Source organism: Streptomyces sp. NPDC093097 (assembly GCF_044754325.1).
GTDB lineage: Bacteria > Actinomycetota > Actinomycetes > Streptomycetales > Streptomycetaceae > Streptomyces.
Genome location: NZ_JBIVOW010000018.1, coordinates 66,369 through 82,881 on the forward strand (window position 1 = coordinate 66,369; position 16,513 = coordinate 82,881).

14 protein-coding genes and 2 pseudogenes are annotated in these 16,513 nt (G+C 72.2%); 9 read left to right on the forward strand and 7 right to left on the reverse strand.

Translation table 11 applies throughout. The annotated features are described in order from the left end of the window. The first annotated feature begins 33 nt into the window (after positions 1-33). The 3 genes from ACIQE0_RS27090 (at position 34) to ACIQE0_RS27100 (ending at position 2,497) form a co-directional block, all read left to right on the forward strand. On the forward strand, positions 34-996 hold the full coding sequence (locus ACIQE0_RS27090; protein WP_366335382.1) for an aldo/keto reductase: 963 nt from the start codon (positions 34-36) through the stop codon (positions 994-996). Positions 997-1,124: 128 nt separating this feature from the next. Then, positions 1,125-1,793, forward strand: a complete 669-nt coding sequence (locus tag ACIQE0_RS27095) for a uracil-DNA glycosylase (protein ID WP_402337207.1) — start codon at positions 1,125-1,127, stop codon at positions 1,791-1,793. A 137-nt stretch (positions 1,794-1,930) separates the two neighbouring features. Beyond that, positions 1,931-2,497, forward strand: a complete 567-nt coding sequence (locus ACIQE0_RS27100; RefSeq protein WP_402336944.1) for a hypothetical protein — start codon at positions 1,931-1,933, stop codon at positions 2,495-2,497. Positions 2,498-2,580: 83 nt separating this feature from the next. Here ACIQE0_RS27100 and ACIQE0_RS27105 read toward each other — a convergent pair whose 3' ends face one another. Further along, positions 2,581-3,201, reverse strand: coding sequence for a TetR/AcrR family transcriptional regulator (locus ACIQE0_RS27105; RefSeq protein WP_402336947.1), 621 nt, complete (start codon positions 3,199-3,201; stop codon positions 2,581-2,583). Between the two features lie 179 nt (positions 3,202-3,380). Between ACIQE0_RS27105 and ACIQE0_RS27110 the strand changes: the two genes are divergently transcribed. Continuing rightward, positions 3,381-4,586 carry an FAD-dependent monooxygenase gene (locus tag ACIQE0_RS27110; RefSeq protein WP_366335388.1) on the forward strand — a complete coding sequence of 402 codons (1,206 nt, stop codon included), beginning with the start codon at positions 3,381-3,383 and terminating at the stop codon, positions 4,584-4,586. Positions 4,587-4,661: 75 nt separating this feature from the next. Next, positions 4,662-5,558, forward strand: a complete 897-nt coding sequence (locus ACIQE0_RS27115; protein ID WP_402336951.1) for a Gfo/Idh/MocA family protein — start codon at positions 4,662-4,664, stop codon at positions 5,556-5,558. Here ACIQE0_RS27115 and lnt read toward each other — a convergent pair. From lnt to ACIQE0_RS27130, 3 genes are all read right to left on the reverse strand, one after another. Then, positions 5,539-7,116: an apolipoprotein N-acyltransferase gene (gene lnt / locus ACIQE0_RS27120; RefSeq protein ID WP_402336954.1), complete on the reverse strand. Its 1,578-nt coding sequence runs from the start codon at positions 7,114-7,116 to the stop codon at positions 5,539-5,541. The two genes, ACIQE0_RS27115 and lnt, sit on opposite strands and share 20 nt — an antisense overlap. A gap of 203 nt (positions 7,117-7,319) precedes the next feature. Continuing rightward, positions 7,320-9,317 (reverse strand): ABC transporter ATP-binding protein, encoded by a 1,998-nt coding sequence (locus ACIQE0_RS27125; protein WP_402336957.1) that lies wholly within the window; start codon positions 9,315-9,317, stop codon positions 7,320-7,322. Positions 9,318-9,505: 188 nt separating this feature from the next. Continuing rightward, entirely contained in the window at positions 9,506-11,080 is a 1,575-nt protein-coding gene (locus ACIQE0_RS27130; protein ID WP_402336959.1) for a GAF domain-containing protein, read from the reverse strand. A gap of 849 nt (positions 11,081-11,929) precedes the next feature. Here ACIQE0_RS27130 and ACIQE0_RS27135 point away from each other — a divergent pair. The 4 genes and pseudogenes from ACIQE0_RS27135 to ACIQE0_RS27150 all read left to right on the forward strand — a co-directional run. Then, positions 11,930-12,487 carry a GNAT family N-acetyltransferase gene (locus ACIQE0_RS27135; protein ID WP_402336962.1) on the forward strand — a complete coding sequence of 186 codons (558 nt, stop codon included), beginning with the start codon at positions 11,930-11,932 and terminating at the stop codon, positions 12,485-12,487. 246 nt (positions 12,488-12,733) lie between these two features. Then, positions 12,734-13,255 (forward strand): DUF6879 family protein, encoded by a 522-nt coding sequence (locus tag ACIQE0_RS27140; protein WP_402336965.1) that lies wholly within the window; start codon positions 12,734-12,736, stop codon positions 13,253-13,255. 190 nt (positions 13,256-13,445) lie between these two features. Then, positions 13,446-13,667 carry a hypothetical protein gene (locus ACIQE0_RS27145; RefSeq protein ID WP_402336968.1) on the forward strand — a complete coding sequence of 74 codons (222 nt, stop codon included), beginning with the start codon at positions 13,446-13,448 and terminating at the stop codon, positions 13,665-13,667. Between the two features lie 18 nt (positions 13,668-13,685). After that, positions 13,686-14,054: pseudogene (locus tag ACIQE0_RS27150) on the forward strand (GNAT family N-acetyltransferase); the annotation flags it as partial. 354 nt (positions 14,055-14,408) lie between these two features. Here the strand turns inward: ACIQE0_RS27150 and ACIQE0_RS27155 are convergent. The 3 genes and pseudogenes from ACIQE0_RS27155 to ACIQE0_RS27165 form a co-directional block, all read right to left on the reverse strand. Beyond that, positions 14,409-14,519 (reverse strand): annotated as a pseudogene (locus ACIQE0_RS27155) (glutathione peroxidase); the annotation flags it as partial. Positions 14,520-14,622: 103 nt separating this feature from the next. Next, positions 14,623-14,820, reverse strand: a complete 198-nt coding sequence (locus ACIQE0_RS27160) for a DUF397 domain-containing protein (protein WP_366335404.1) — start codon at positions 14,818-14,820, stop codon at positions 14,623-14,625. After that, positions 14,817-15,698, reverse strand: coding sequence for a helix-turn-helix transcriptional regulator (locus tag ACIQE0_RS27165; protein WP_366335406.1), 882 nt, complete (start codon positions 15,696-15,698; stop codon positions 14,817-14,819). The genes ACIQE0_RS27160 and ACIQE0_RS27165 overlap by 4 nt, the downstream gene beginning before the upstream one ends. Between the last annotated feature and the right edge of the window lie 815 nt (positions 15,699-16,513).

Below are 16,513 nucleotides of genomic sequence, written 5' to 3' on the forward strand. Positions count from 1 at the left end.
CCTGCGTCGAGGGACCTGTGAGGGGGGCATGCCATGCACTACCGCGCGCTCGGCGGCGACGGGCCGCGGATCAGCGCCGTCTGCCTGGGGGCGCTGGCGTTCGGCACCACGGTGGACGAGCGGACCGCGTTCGCCCTCCTGGACCGCTTCGCCGACGCCGGCGGCACCTTCGTCGACACCGCTGACAACTACGCCTGCTGGGTGCCCGGCGCGACCGGTGACGAGAGCGAGGTGGTGCTGGGGCGCTGGCTGCGCAGCCGCCGCGCCGCCGGCCGCACGGTGCTCGCGACCAAGGCCGGTGCCCGGCCCGATCCGGCCCGCGGCCCCCATTGGCCGGCCAACGCCGAGGGCCTGGGCGCGGCCGCGCTCCGCACCGCCCTCGACGGCAGCCTGCGCCGTCTGGGCACCGACCGGGTGGATCTCTTCTACGCGCACATCGAGGACCGCACCGTTCCGCTCGCGGAGACGGTCGGGGCGTTGGCCGGGCTGGTCCGGGACGGCCGGGTCGGCATGCTGGGGGCCAGCAACCACGCGACCTGGCGGGTGGCCGAGGCCCGGCAGTACGCCGCCGCCCGCGGACTGCCCGGCTTCCGCGCCGTACAGCAGCGCCACACCTATCTGCGGCCGCGGCCCGAGCCGTCCGCCGGCGTCCAGCGGGAGACCGACGAGGAACTCCTCGACTACGCGGCCGCGCATCCCGATCTGACCCTGCTCGGCTACTCGCCCCTGATCGAGGGCGCCTACGGCCGCGCGGACCGGCCGCTCCCGGAGCGCTACGACCACCCCGGGACGGTCGTCCGGATGCGGGTGCTGACGGAGGTCGCCGCGGAGTGCGGGGCCACCGTGAACCAGGTGGTGCTGGCGTGGCTGATGGGCGGCCCGGTGCCGGTGGTGCCGGTGATAGGCGTCAGCTCCCCGGCCCAGCTGGATGAGTGCCTGGCCGCGCTGGACCTCGCCTTGGATCCGTGCCAGCGGGCCCGGCTGGACACCGCGTGAGGGGACGGGGGATCCTGCGGTGCACGGGCCCCGCGGAGCGGCCCGTGGCGGGGACTGTCAGTGGTCGCCGGTAGGTTCTTGTGACGAGAACGGAACGCACACCGGAGGTTGTTGACGTGGTCACCGACATGCTGCCCGAGTCCTGGCGCGGCGTCCTGGGCGAGGAGTTGGAGAAGCCCTACTTCAAGGAGCTGATCGACTTCGTCGAGCAGGAGCGGGCCGAGGGGCCGGTCTATCCGCCCCGTGAGCAGGTCTTCGCGGCGCTGGAGGTCACGCCCTACGACGAGGTGAAGGTGCTCGTCCTCGGCCAGGACCCGTACCACGGCCCCGGTCAGGGCCACGGCCTGTGCTTCTCCGTGCAGCCCGGCGTCAAGACGCCGCCCTCGCTGCGGAACATCTACAAGGAGATGAAGGAGGAGCTGGGCCACCCGGTGCCGGACAACGGCTATCTGATGCCCTGGGCCCAGCAGGGTGTCCTCCTGCTCAACGCCGTGCTCACCGTCCGCGGCGGCGAGGCCAACTCGCACAAGGGCAAGGGCTGGGAGAAGGTCACCGACGCGGTGATCCGCGCCGTCGCCGAGCGGCCGGACCCGGCCGTCTTCGTCCTCTGGGGCAACTACGCCAAGAAGAAGCTGCCGCTCATCGACGAGCAGCGGCACGTGGTGGTCCAGGGGGCGCACCCCTCCCCGCTGTCGGCGAAGAAGTTCTTCGGCTCCCGCCCCTTCACCCAGATCGACGAGGCGATCGCCGCCCAGGGCCACGCCCCGATCGACTGGCGCATCCCCGACCTGGGCTGATCGGCGGCACCCGGTGCGTCGCGCACACCGCGCGGAGCTTCCGCCCGGCGGTTAGCGTCGGGGGGAGGCACGGGCCTGTCGTCACCTTCCCGTCGTCGCCCACGGGGCGGGCGGGAAGCCGACGGCGGCCCCAGGCGGTGGCGGCGAGCGAGGACGGGGAGTGCGCGGTGGCGGAGCAGTGGCGGGCGGCGGAGCCCGAGGACGGGATACCGACCCGGATAGGTCAGGCGATCATGCTCCACCGCGCCGGCGACCGGGAGGAGGCCCGCAACCGCTTCGCCGCCCTGTGGCAGGAGATCGGGCCGCGCGGTGACGCCTTCCACCGCTGCACCCTGGCGCATTACATGGCCGACACCCAGGACGACCCCCAAGACGAGTTGGACTGGGACCTGCGTGCCCTGGAGGCGGCGGAGGGCTTCGTCACGGAGCGGCCGGCGCGGGTGCGGCCCAGCGGTGCCGGGCCGGCCGGGGGGCCGGGCCGCCGGCGCTCGCTCGCCGCGCTGCGGGCGTTCTTTCCGGCCCTCCATCTCAACCTCGCGGCCGACTACGCCGGACTCGACCGTCCGGCCGACGCCCGCGCCCAGCTCCGGCGGGCCCGTGCCTCGGTGCGGGCCCTCGCCGACGGCGACTACCGCCGGCGCCTCACCGAGGCGATCGGGCACCTGGAACTGCGGATCGAGGGCGCGGCGGGTCCGTCCCGGTAGGAGGCGCAGTCCGGGGCCTGGGTGCCGGTCCGCGCCCGTTTCCGTATCCCCACCGCAGTGCCGGACCGAACCGGCCCGCCGCCTCAGCCGCGCAGCATCCCGTCGAGCAGTTCCGCGCAGGAGGCGCGCAGTGCCTCGCGGGTGGGTACCGCGGCGTGGAACTGCCCCGCGACGTGGGCGAACAGCACTCCGTCGCACCAGGCCACCAGGGACAGTGCGTGCCGCTCCGGGGCCGTGGAGCCGGCCGCCGTCAGCAGTGCCACCACCGGCTCCCGGAAGGTCCGGCCCGCCCGGTCGTAGACCTCTCGCAACTCCGGTCTGCGGGTGGCCTCCAGTGCCAGTTCGTAGCGGGCGATCAGCAGCTCGCGGTGGTGCGAGAGATAGCGGTGCAGGGCGCGTGCGAGGGCGTCGGCGAGCGCCGTCGGGCCGGTGGCCGCCGCCGGGTCCTTGGTGTCCGCGATCTCCTGCGGTGCGAGCACCGCCGCCTCCCGTTCGGCCAGCCGTCGCACCGCCGCCTCCAGGAGCGCCGCCCGGGTCCGTGCGAGGTTCGACGTGGAGCCCTGCGGCAGCCCGGCCGCCTCGTCGACGGCCCGGTGGGTCAGCCCCCGCATCCCGCGCTCGGCGAGCAGGGTCAGGGCGGTGTCGGCGACCAGCCGGTGCCGGGGGAGGGCAGTGGGCGACGGGGCGGTCTTGCGGGGGTTCATGCCCGTGAGCCTAGCGGGGGAGTGCGGCCGGTCACTACGGCCGTAGTTGCCTATGGACATCGCGCACTACAGGTGTAGTCTCCCGGGTAGTCGGAACTACGGATGTAGTCATGTCATGCGGCAGGCGCGCCAGAGGCTCGGGCGCGTCCGTACGCGGTGGAGACGAGGGAGGCGGCGGCATGCGGCAGCGCAGTGCGCTCGTGATCGGCGGCGGGATCGGAGGGCTCACCGCAGCGGTGGCCCTGGACCGGAGGGGGTGGCGGGTCACCGTCCTGGAGCGGGCCGCCACGCTGGAGCCGGTGGGCGCCGGCATGGGGCTGGCCCCCAACGCCCAGCGGGCCCTGGACACCATCGGCGTGGGCGACGCCGTACGCGCCATGGCCTCCTGGCAGTTGACCGGCGAGATCCGCCGCCCCGACGGGCGGTTGCTGGCCCGTACGGACAACGCGGCGGCGGTCCGGAGGTTCGGCGGGCCGGTCGTGATCGCCCACCGCGCCGATGTGATCGGCCTGCTCGCCGGCCGACTGCCCGACGGCGCGGTCCGCACCGGCGCCCCGGCGGCCCTCGTCGACGCCGGCGATCCGCTACGGGAGGACCGGCCCGCCCGGGTACGGATCGACGCCCCCGACCGCGATCCGGAGGAACTGGCCGCCGACCTCGTCGTCGCCGCCGACGGCATCCACTCCGCCACCCGCCGGACGCTCTTCCCCGGCCACCCCGCGCCCCGCTATGCCGGCTTCACCGCCTGGCGCTTCGTGGTGTCCGCCGCCGACGCCGCCGGACTCGCCGCCGCCGCGCACGAGACCTGGGGCCCCGGCGGACTGTGGGGCACCCTGCCGCTGCACGACGGGCGGATCTACGTATACGCCACCGCGGCCGTCCCGCCCGGTGGCGGCCGGAGCGGCGGCGACCAACGGGCCGAGCTGGTACGGCGGTTCGGCACCTGGCACCGGCCCGTCCCGGAACTGCTGGCCGCCGCCGAACCGGCCGCGGTGCTCCGCAACGACGTGCACGCCGCGGCCGCCCCGCCGCCCGCGTTCCACCACGGCCGGGTCGCCCTGCTCGGCGACGCGGTGCACCCGATGACGCCCAACCTCGGGCAGGGCGGCTGCCAGGCCGTCGAGGACGCCGTGGTCCTCGCCCACGAGGCCGCCCCGGACGCCTCCCTGGCGACCGCGCTGGCCGCCTACACCCGGCAGCGGCTGCCCCGCACCATGGACGTGGTCCGCAGGTCGGGGCGGATCGGCCGGGTCACCACCTGGCGGTCCGGGCCCGCCTGCGCGCTGCGCGACGCCCTGCTCGCGGCCACCGCCCGGTGGCGGCCGGACCTCGCGCTGCGCGCTCTGGACGGGATCGCCGACTGGCGGCCGCCGACCGCCCCGTAAGCTGCGGTGGCCACACGCCCGGACGTCCCCGCGGATCCGGGTGCCGGAACCGCTGAGCGCCAAGGGAGAATTCGCGTGAAGGTCGGCTGCATCGGACTCGGAGACATCGCACGCAAGGCGTACCTCCCCGTACTCGGCGCCCAGCCCGGGATCGAGCTGCATCTGCAGACGCGCAACCCGGACACGCTCCAGCAGGTCGGCGACACCTACCGGTTGGACGGGCGGCAGCTCCACGCCGACCTGGACGCGCTGCTCGCCGCCCGCCCGGACGCCGTCTTCGTGCACGCCGCGACCGTCGCCCACCCGGAGATCGTGACCCGGCTGATCGAGGCCGGCATCCCGACCTACGTCGACAAGCCGATCGCCTACGAGATCGCCGACACCCGGCGGATCGTCGCCCTCGCCGAAGAGCGCGGGGTGGGCCTGGCCGTCGGCTTCAACCGCCGCCACGCGCCCGGGTACGCGCAGTGCCGGGAGCACCCCCGCGAGCTGATCCTGATGCAGAAGAACCGCACCGGGATGCCCGAGACCCCGCGCACGATGGTCCTGGACGACTTCATCCACGTCGTCGACACCCTGCGGTTCCTGGCGCCCGGCGAGATCGACCACGTCGACGTGCGGGCCCGGGTCCGCGACGGCCTGATGGAGCAGGTGGTGCTCCAACTCTCCGGCGACGGGTTCACCGCCATCGGCACCATGAACCGCCGCAGCGGCTCCGCCGAGGAACTGCTGGACGTCTCCGGGCAGGACGCCCGGCGCCAGGTCGTCAACCTGGCCGAGGTCGTCGACCACCGGGGACAGCCCAGCGTCCGGCGGCGCGGCGACTGGGAGCCGGTGGCCCGCCAGCGCGGCATCGAGCAGGTCGTGCTGGCGTTCCTGGCCGACGTCCGGGCCGGGCGGCGGCCGTCGGCACAGGATGCGCTGCGCACCCATGAGCTGTGCGAGCGGGTGGTCACCGAGGCGGTCGGGTAGGCCGCTGCCCCATGGGGGCACCCGGTCCACCGGAGCGGCCGGCGCCGCGCCGCCTGAAGGCACGCGCGGTCTCGGTCAGCCCGTAGACCAGCAGTGCGGCGACTGCCCCCTGGAGCGCCCAGTCTCCCCACCGGGTGTACGGGCTGGTGCCCCGGGCCAGCGGCACGTCGTAGACGGCGGCCGCGCTGCGCTCGGTGCCGAGCCGCTCGCCGACCGGCTCGCCGCGCGGACCGTACACCGCGCTGATCCCGGTGAGGGTGGCGTGCACCATGGGGCGCCAGTTCTCCGCAGCGCGCAGCGCGCCCAGGGAGGCGTGCTGCGCGGGCGCCCAGCTGTCCTGGAACGTGGAGGTGGCGGACTGGGCCACCAGCAGCTGCGCGCCGTCGGCCGTCAGGCGGCGGCTCATGTCCGGGAACGCGGTCTCGAAGCACACCAGGGGGCCGGCCCGCAGACCGCCCGCGGCGGGCAGGGCCATCACCACCTGATGGGTGCCGCGCCGCCGGTCGACGGTGGCGGCCTTGCCCACCTTCGTCGCCCAGCCCAGCACGGAGCGGGCGGGTATGTACTCGCCGAACGGCACCAGCCGCATCTTGGCGTAGCGGTCCCCGGTCGGGCCGTGCGGGCCGATGAGGACCGCGGTCTTGGCGATGCCGTGCCGGCCGGAGTCCGGTGCGTCGGCGTTGACCAGCAGGTCGGCGCCGGTGTGCGCGGACAGCGCGGCCAGGCGGGCGGCGAGCGCCGGGTGGTCGGCCGGGTCCCGGGTGAGGCTGCTCTCGCCCCAGACGACCAGCCGCACCCCGCGGCCCGCCAGCGCGGCGGTGAGCGCCGCGCCGCGGTCCAGCCGCTGGGTGGGCGTGCGGCCGAAACCCGGCTGGACGATCGCGATCCGCACCGTCCCGGCGGGCCGCGGGAGCGGCGCCCACCACCAGGCCGCGGCGCCGGTCAGCGCGCACACCAGCAGTCCGGCGACGGCCGGCGGACGGGCCGCCGGGAGCGCGATCAGCGCGGCCAGCGCGGTGTTCACCGCCACGATCAGCAGGCTCAGCAGCCACACCCCGCCGAGCGAGGCCAGCCGCAGCGCGGGCGGCACCTGCCACTGGCTGGCGCCCAGCAGCCCCCAGGGGCCGCCCAAGTACTGCAAGGACCGGACCAGTTCGACCATCAGCCAGCCGGACGGCACCAGTACCAGCGACGCGGCGACCCGCCCCCGGCTCGGCGCCCCGCCCAGCAGCGCCCGCACCAGCACCCCCCACGGTGCCCACAACGCCCCCAGCAGCAGCGCCAGGACGAGGATGAAGACGTGCAGGCTCGGCAGCAGCCACTGGTGCACCGCCAGCATGAACCCGGCGCCGCCCAGCCAGCCGTACAGCGCGGCCCGCCGCCCGGTCGGGGCCGCCCGTACCACCAGCAGCCACGGCACCAGCGCCCCGTAGGCCAGCCACCACCAGGACGGCACCGGGAAGGTGAGGGCGGGCAGCGCGCCGGCGAGGGCGGCGGCCGGGCCGCGCGTCCAGAGGGAGCCGGGCCCGCGCGCCCGGTGGCCGAGCGGTGTGTCCATACGGGCCCCCTGCCGCTGTGCTCGCCCCAGCGTGTGCTGCCGTGCGACGCCGATGTCTCTTGCCACGCTCCAGGGTGATCAGGCATGCGCGGCTCCCGCCACTTCTCGTGCACCCCTAAGGGCTGCCCGCCGCGCCCGCCGCGCGGACGCCGCAGGCCCCCGCCACGGGGACGGGGGCCTGCGGTGCCCGGTGGGCCGGGGCGTCAATTCACCAGCGTGGGTTCGACGGACAGGTCGGGGCGGCCGTCCTCCGGTCCGGTGCCGGCCGCCACCGGCGAGGCCGGAGCGTCGGCCGCGGCCACCGGCTCCCCGGCGTCCGTCGCGTCCACCGCGTCGGACCGCGCGGCCGCGAACTGGGTCCGGTACAGCTCGGCGTACCGGCCGCCGGCCGCCAGCAGGGTCCGGTGGGTGCCCCGCTCGACGATCCGGCCGCCCTCGACGACCAGGATCAGATCGGCGGCCCGCACCGTCGACAGCCGGTGGGCGATCACCAGGGCGGTCCGCCCCTCCAACGCCTCGGTGAGCGCCTCCTGGACGGCCGCCTCCGAGGTGTTGTCCAGATGGGCGGTGGCCTCGTCCAGGATCACCACCCGCGGGTGGGCCAGCAGCAGCCGGGCGATGGTCAGCCGCTGCCGTTCACCGCCGGAGAGCCGGTAGCCGCGCTCGCCGACGACGGTGTCCAGTCCGTCCGGCAGCGAGGCGATCAGTGCGTCCAGGCGGGCCCGGCGCAGCGCGTCCCACAGCTCGTCCTCGGTGGCCTCGGGGTTGGCCAGCAGCAGGTTCTCCCGGATGGAGTCGTGGAAGAGGTGGCCGTCCTGGGTGACCATGCCCAGGGTGTCCCGCAGCGAGGCGGCGGTCAGCTCGCGGACGTCCACCCCGGCCAGCCGGACCGCGCCCGCGTCCGCGTCGTAGAGCCGCGGCAGCAGCTGGGCGATGGTGGACTTGCCGGCGCCCGAGGAGCCGACCAGGGCGATCATCTGGCCCGGCTCGGCGCGGAAGGAGACGCCGTGCAGGACCTCCTCGCCGCCCCGGGTGTCGAGGGTGGCGACCTCCTCCAGGGAGGCCAGCGAGACCTTGTCGGCGGACGGGTAGCCGAAGCGCACCGCGTCGAACTCCACCGACACCGGGCCCTCGGGCACCGGGCGGGCGTCCGGCCGCTCGGTGATCAGCGGCTTGAGGTCCAGCACCTCGAAGACCCGCTCGAAGCTGACCAGCGCGCTCATCACCTCGATGTGCGCGCCGGACAGCGCGGTCAGCGGGGCGTACAGGCGGGTGAGCAGCAGCGCGAGCGAGACGATCGCGCCGGCCTCCAGCTGCCCGCGCAGCGCCAGGAAGCCGCCCAGTCCGTAGACCACGGCCAGGGCCAGCGCGGAGACCAGGGTGAGCGCGGTGACGAAGTACGTCTGCACCATCGCCGAGCGGACGCCGATGTCGCGCACCCGGCGGGCCCGGGCGGCGAACTCCGCGGACTCCCGCGCGGGGCGGCCCATCAGCTTGACCAGGGTGGCGCCGGGCGCGGAGAACCGCTCGGTCATCTGGGTGCCCATGGCGGCGTTGTGGTCGGCGCCCTCCCGCCGCAGGGCCGCCAGCCGCCGGCCGACCACCCGGGCGGGCAGGACGAACATCGGCAGCAGCACCAGCGCGATCAGCGTGATCTGCCAGGACAGGGTGAGCATCACGCCGAGGGTGAGCAGCAGCGTGACGATGTTGCTGACGACCCCGGACAGGGTGTCGCTGAACGCCCGCTGGGCGCCGATCACATCGTTGTTGAGCCGGCTGACCAGCGCCCCGGTGCGGGTGCGGGTGAAGAACGCGATCGGCATCCGCTGGACGTGGTCGTAGACGGTGGTGCGCAGGTCGAGGATGAGGCCCTCGCCGATGCTCGCCGACAGCCAGCGGGTCAGCAGCCCCAGCCCGGCCTCCACCAGGGCGATCGCCGCGATCAGCCCGGACAGCCCCAGGACCAGATCGGCCGACTTCCCGGCGACGATCGCGTCCACCACCCGGCCGGCGAGCAGCGGGGTGGCCACCGCGAGCAGCGCGGTGGCGGTGCTCAGCACCAGGAACCACACCAGCATCCGGCGGTGCGGGCGGGCGAAGGCCGCGATCCGGCGCAGCGTCCCGCGGGAGAGGCGGCGTTTGCCCTGCTGAGCGGTCATCGTGCTGTGCAGCGAATGCCAGGCGGTGACTTCCATGTCCATCGCGGCCTCCTGATTGCCGGGGTCGTCACGGGATCGCCGTGGATGACCGGCGACACGAAAGAACCTAGAACCTCAACCAATCTTGAGGTCAAGGGATTCCGGCCTCCGTCACCCGGGGGAGTACCCGGACCGTCGCCGCCGGCCGCACCGGCCGCCACCGGGAGTCGTCGCGGCCGACGCGGCCCGGCCTACGGCTGGAGCGGGCCCTCCCAGACCACCGGCGCGGCCGTGCCGTCGTCGCCCCCGGCGGCCGCCGTCAGCCGGACGCCGTCCCGGCCGTCGGCCAGCGTGACGGTGGCGTCCACCACGACCCGGGCCGGTTCCGCCGCCGGCGCCAACTCCGCCAGCACCCGCCGCGCCGCAGTCACCAGTGCCCGGCCGGACTCCTCCCCGACCCGGGCGTCCACCGGCCCGACGAACTGCACCGACGGCCGCGCGCCCAGCGCCTCCGCGGCCGCACCGGCCTCCCGCAGGAGCCGGGTGCGCAGCCCGGCCGGCGCCTCCGGAGGCTCCTGCTGGAGCGCGATGATCGCGGTACGGATCTCCTGGATCGTGGCGTCCAGTTCGTCGACCGCCCGCCCCACGTCCTCCTTGACGTCCGGGCGGACAGCGGTGCGCTGGGCGCTCTGGAGCAGCATGCCGGTGGCGAACAGCCGCTGGATCACCAGGTCGTGCAGATCGCGGGCGATCCGGTCGCGGTCCTCGTAGACCGCGAGCCGCCGGCGGTCGCGGTGGCGGTGGGCCAGTACGAGCGCCAGCGCGGCCTGGGAAGCGAACTGGGTGCCCAGCGTCCGCTCCAGGTGTGTGAAGCGCGGGTCGCCGGACACCCGGCAGAGCGCCAGCGCGCCCAGCACCTGGCCTCCGCTGCGCAGCGGCAGCAGCATCGTCGGCCCGTAGTGGCGCGATATCGGGGAGATCGCACGGGGGTCGCCGGCGAAGTCGTCGGAGAACACCGCCAGTCCGGCGTGTATCTGGTGCATGACCGGGCTCTCCGGCGGGATCGCGCCGCCGAACGTCTCGGCCCGTACGGGCTCCGGCAGCACCGTCGAGATCGCCACCACCTCCATCGCGCCGTCCGCACGCGGCAGCAGCACCGCCCCGGTCGCCGCCTCGGCCAGCTCCCGGCCCTTCTCGGCGACCACGGTCAGCGCGTGCTCCGCCGTGGAACCGCTCTCCGGACCGGCCAGCAGCGCGGTGGTCACCGACGCCGCCCCGTCGATCCAGCGCCCGCGCTGCCGGGCCGCCGCATGCATCCGGGCATTGCCCATGGCGATCCCGGCCTCGGTGGCCAGCACCCGCACCAGATGCCGATCCACCTCGCTGAACGGCACCGCCGCGGCACCGGCCCGGACCGCCGAACCTTCCGGCTTCCCGGCCAGGTAGAGGCTCCCGAACAGTTCGCCCCGCACCTTGATCGGCACCCGGAGGGCGAACGGGGCGGCCGGCCTGTCCTCGGGCGGGGTGCCGTGGGTGATCAGATCGCGCAGCCCGTCGCCGTCCTCGTCCAGCACCTCCACGGCCGCGTAGCGAGCGCCGGTCAGCGACGCGGCGGTCTCCGCGATCCGGTGCAGCGCCCGGTGCACGTCCAGATCCGAGCCGATCGCGACCATCGCCTCCAGCAACTGCGGGAACCAGGCCAGCGGCCCGCCCGCCAGCTGCCGCAGGTCCTGCGCGGTGCGCTCGGCAAGCTCCGCCGCCGAGTCCGCCGGCCCGCCACCGTCCTGCGGTTCGGCGGGCTCGGGGAACAGCGGCACAGGCGACATGAAGACGACTTCTGGGCTGACGGCATGGAACGGTACGACTCCGACCAGTCTAATTCGCCCGTAAGCGGGACATCAGGGCGGGCATGGTGCCGCCGGGACCGATGCACGCGCTGGCAGCCCACGCCCCCGTCGCGGCGTGCGTGCGCGGCCTGGTCGACCATGTGACGGCTGAAGTGTGAGGCGTCCCCGGTCGCTCGCCTACCCGAAACCGAATCCAAGGCATTTCCGGAGAAGAAGCTGCTTTGGTATCTGCCGACGCCGACGCCGACGCCGACGCCGATGCCTTTGACTGCATCGGGGCTGTCCCCGGTCACGAGAAACGCTCCGATGCTGTGTGCGGGACGTAAAGGCGCTCACAGAGACGCGTGCGTCGGCAAGACCGCACTGACCAATGGACCCGAATTCCGGTCGCGCGGGTCAGCCCCTGGTGTCCCAGCGGCAGGGCGGAAGTCACCGGCGCGCGTGATCTCCACGGGGCGGTACCTGCTGACGGCCTGGACCAGACCGGCTGCGCCAGGAGCGCTCTGCCCGCCGCGCTCGCCTTCAGTTCCCTACCCGACGAGGGATTCGCCGGGCCGGCCCTGCCCTGGGAGCGGGATGCTCAACGAGAGACGCGAGTTGAACGGCCGCCCGCCGGACAAAGGGGCGTGCCGTCATGGCCTGTCGGGTCGTTGACGTGATGCACGCAGGCGAAAGGCGTCCGTTGTTCCGGACTTGAGCAGAATCGGCCGCAGGCGCTGCGTAGGGAATGAACTGAGAAGAAGGCGTGGTGAAGTGAACCCTGTGCCATCACTAGTTCCGCCGGTGGTGAATCCCGGCAGCCTCAGTTCCTCGGATCAACCGACCCTCGTGGACGGTGACCTGGTCCTGCGCCCCTGGGAACTGGCGGACGTTCCTGTCATCCGCAGGGCTTTCGCCGACCCAGAAGTTCGGAGATGGATCCTGCTTTCGGGAAGCTCGGACGATGACGCGCGTGCATGGCTTGGCCGCTGGCAGAAGACCTGGCAGGGCGAATCCGCGATCGGCTGGGCCGTGGTTCCGCCCAGCGGCGAGCCGGTCGGCCACGTCGCTTTTCAGCAGGTCAACCTCCCTGCCGGTACCGGACGTTGCAGCTACTGGCTGCTGGGAAGCAGCCGCGGCCTCGGTTGGAGTCCCCGCGCTCTGCAAAGGGCTGCTCGATGGGCATTTGATGATGTGGGCCTGCATCGCCTCGCCCTGGCCCATTCGATTGCCAACGTCGCCTCATGCCGCACTGCGCTGAAGGCCGGCTTTGCGGGAGAAGGCATCCGCCGAAGCGCCGCTCTCCACCTCGACGGCTGGCACGACATGCACGAACACGGTTGCATCCAGGGCGATTTGCCAGGCACAGGTACGCCTCATTGCCATGACGTCCGCCCTCGCGCATAGGCGATTTCGGCATGGCTGACCGTGCTGACGAGCTGGCACTCCGCAGTACCGTGGATCAACGCCTACCGCTCGACTTCGTCAGCGCATCATGAGCACGGCCGCCCTCTCGGCATTGTCTGCCGCAGACCGACCGGAGCCGCTCACGTGACCGACCTATCGGCCGAGCATGGACGGAGATTCCGGACTACGAGACGTCGGTCGAGGTCCCCACGGCCGCCGCGATCACAGCGTTACCGGAGGAACCACATGGAATTGATCTCCAGCACCGAGCGCAACCAGTTCTTCGAGCGCTTCGCGCACGACGCTTTCCACTTGGAGCTGAGGGACGACTACTCAGTCCCAAACGAGGAAGGCCCGTATGAGAGTTGGCTGCATGGGACAGCCGACGACTCGTTCATGACGCCGTGGACGCAGCTCATGAAGCGCGTCACCGATTCAGGAATGACCGTACGCCGGGTCCGTGTCGTCACCGAGCCGCACAGCCCCTGCATCCAGTGGGAGTACGTCACCACCCACGTGAACGAAGCGACCGGCGAAGCCATCCGGTGGTTGCCACGGCGCAAGTTGCCCGAGGGGCTCGCGTTCCCCGTGGCGGGTAACGACTGGTGGCTCTTCGACGACAAGCTCTTGGCCGTGGGGCACTTCGACGACACAGGGCGTGTTCTCGGCTCTGAGGTCATCGAGGCCCCCGCCGTCGTCGCCGAGTGCGTCCGCGTCCGGGATCTGCTCTGGGAGATGGCCATCCCGCACAACGAGTACAAGCCCTGACTGACGTGTGAGTCACCAAGCGCAAAAGACACAGGAGGTGTTGGGCGCCCAGCTGCGTGGGGGGGGATATTCAGGTGATTGTGGTGCCGTCCTGTGCCGGTCCGGGCCGATGCTGCGCTCTGGACCGGCCCCAGTGTGCGGCTCAGACTGTTCGTTTCCGCCACTCACTGGTCTCGGCTACGGTGAGTTTATGAGCAGTAACGACGGTGACCACATCCACCGCATCCTCAAGTCCGCAACCAAGGGCTGGGGGACTGGCGAGCCCATTGGGTGTGACCACTGCGGCGAACGGCTGACGTTCACCGGGCGGGAGCGCGGTGGCACCCCATCCATGGTGGTCGTCACGAGCTACTGCCAGAGCGACACCTGCCCCAGTAACATCCGCCAACTACCCCAGCAGGTAGGGGAGTAGGCCCGGCAGACTCCCCGCGAACGGTGGTGCTTTGGCGTCACCGCCGATGACGACCTGGTCGGGTTGATCAAGTTTCGGAACCGTGGCGCCGGCCAAGCCACCTTGAACTACATCCTGCGGGAAGGAACTTGGGGGCGCGGGTACGGCACAGACGCCGTCCGACAGGCCATCGCGTACGCGTTCACTGCCACCGACTTGCACCGGCTGAGCGCCAAGCATCACCCCGACAATCCCGCCTCCGGTCGCGTGCTGTCCAAGGCCGGCTTCACCCGCACCACCGCCTGTCAGGGCCGGGTGGACGGCGCGCCTGTGGCCTACCCGGTTTACGAGATCCACCGCACCCCTGCACCGGGTTTCGTCGGCGGTGCCCCCGACGACCGTGCCTGACGGCTCAACTGCCCCAAACGCAAAACAGAAGCGCCCCGAGCGAACCGCTTAGGACCGGTCCGCTCGGGGCTCGCCGAAACAGCTTGTAGGGACGGGGCGCTCGACACCCGGGCGTAGATCACCGCACGCAGCACCTTGCGGCCCGTTACGGTCCCGGCGGTCAGTGCGGTCTCCGTCGCGCGCTCAAGCAGCGCGGCGCTGGTCATCGGCGAGGTCGAGCTGCCGCGCTGCGGTGGCCGGGGCGACGCGCGCCCCATGCTTGGCGGTAAGGGGGCCGTTCGGGTGCTCGCGGTGCGGATCGGGGCTGGTCAGGGGCGGTGCTGCGGCCCTGACCAGCCCCAGGTGTGCCGCCGATCAGGCCGGCAGTGCCGCCTCGATTGCTGCGACCAGGGTTTCCGCCTCGGGCTCGGTCCGGGGACGGAAGCGGCCGTTGATCGCGCCGGTGTGGTCGATGACGAGCTTTTCGGGTTTCTTCTCCAATGAACACCCCCGGGGCTTGAGCTGGAAACGTCGACTCAAGCCCCGGGGGCCTAATGCCCTAGGGCAACAAGCAGCCGCTTGGATCTGGTCAGCCATCTGTCTTCGCGAACGCCACCAGGCCGGCGAAGGCGCGCGGGGTCAGGTGTAGATGGGGGCCGTCCTGGTCCTTGCTGTCCCGGACGGGGACCACGCCCAGCGTGGTCACAAGGTTGGTGGCGACCTCGATGCAGTTGCCGCCGTTGTTGCTGTAGGAGGACGTGAACCAGCGGGGAGATTCGGTCGTCACAGGGTGCCCTTTCGTACCTCATTGATCATGGCCACCGATGCCGCCTGGGGCAGAGCTTCGGCCTGCAACTGATGGTAGGCCGTCAGTAGGGGCAGCACGGATGCCGTCTCGCGCTCTACGTGCCCCCGCAACTGGGATTCCGCGTACGCGATTACAGACAGATCCGACATCGTCAGCAAGTTCATTGGAAGGTCAAAGGTGCGGCGCTCCCCTATGCCGTACGGGGCGATCTGGAGCACGGTGTTCGGCAGTTCGGCGAACTCCACCAGCCGGTCAAGTTGAGCGCACATGACCTCCGGGCCGCCGACCTGTCTGCGAATGCAGCTCTCATCCATCACCACCAGCATCATGGGGAGACGGAACCGTTCCAAGGCGGCCTGGCGTTCCGCCAGGAACGAAACGCGTTCATCCGCCTTGTCGGGCGTGATGGCACCTCGCCGCACGGCGCTGTCTGCCAACGCCCGTGCGTACTCCGGTGTCTGTAGCAGTCCAGGCACGATCCCGATTTCGTACAGCCTGATCTCTGCTGCTCTGGCCTCGTGCTTGACGTACTCCGGGAAGCCCTCTAGCAAGCCACCGAACTTGATGTTGCGCCACTCGCGTTCGAACGAATCTTCCGTGCCCACAAGGCCGAAGGCGCGATCGGCGCTACGCGAGAACGGGAGAGAAGCAAACTTCCGACCGTTCTCGATGCTGGAAATGTGCACGGCAGAGAACTCCATGCGCTCGGACAGGGCTACCTGAGTCCACCCCCGTGCCTCGCGCAGCCTGCGTAAACGCGCTCCGTAGGCTGCCAGAGGAGAAGCGTCCGGGTTCAACTCGTTCTTGTTCACAGTCCGTTCGCCAACTTTCTTTCCTGTGTAGCCAAGTTGCTTCATGCCCAGTTGGTCGCCACGCTGAACTCCCCTGGTAGCACCTTCGCTACGGAGAGGAGCGAACTATGCCCGCACGGCTCTCCCACGCTCAAGTCAGGGGCAACGGCGGCCAGTACGTCTGGTTCGGCAAGCGGATGCCGTTGCCCATGGGAGTCCCCCGCGGCCAGTGCCACCGTCTAACTCGCGCCATTTGGCAGCGGGTTGAATCAGGATTGCGGGGGCTGACATGATGCGCCAACGTCGCACGGCCCTCGACTCGCTGTTCCGCGCGCTGCTTCCCGCGCGGGGCCGGCACCGGGCGGGCGTACTGCCCGTAACCGGCAATGACGCCCCGACGGTCGCACTGGCCCGAGTGTGCGTCGTCCACCCCGAGTTGGATGACGAGCAGTGGGGTGAGGACGGCCCCCTGGTTAGGCCGTACGTCCTCCCGCCGGAAGAGTGGCGGTCGCGGTGTGGGCGGCCCCGGCGGGTGCTGCGGTTCGCCCCGCATGGGGTCGATCTCGGGCCGCACCGGATTCATGGGGCGACGGAGGCCGGTCAATGCCCGACATGAGCGACCCCGTCCACCTGCCGGACCCGGGTGTGCGGTCTGACCCCGAGCCGGCCGCCGGGTGCGACGTGTGCGCTGCGTGTGCTCGTCAGCGTGAGGCAGCGAGGGCCAAGGGGGACGAGTCGGCAGCGATCGATCGCAACATCGAGATTCGCGGCCACCCTCACGGGCCGGTGGGCGCATGAGGCGGAGGCGGTGCGCGGCAAGAACGTCGCTCGCGCCGACTCGCGGTCAAGTCCGGTTGTTCGCGTACTTCCAGGTTGAATTT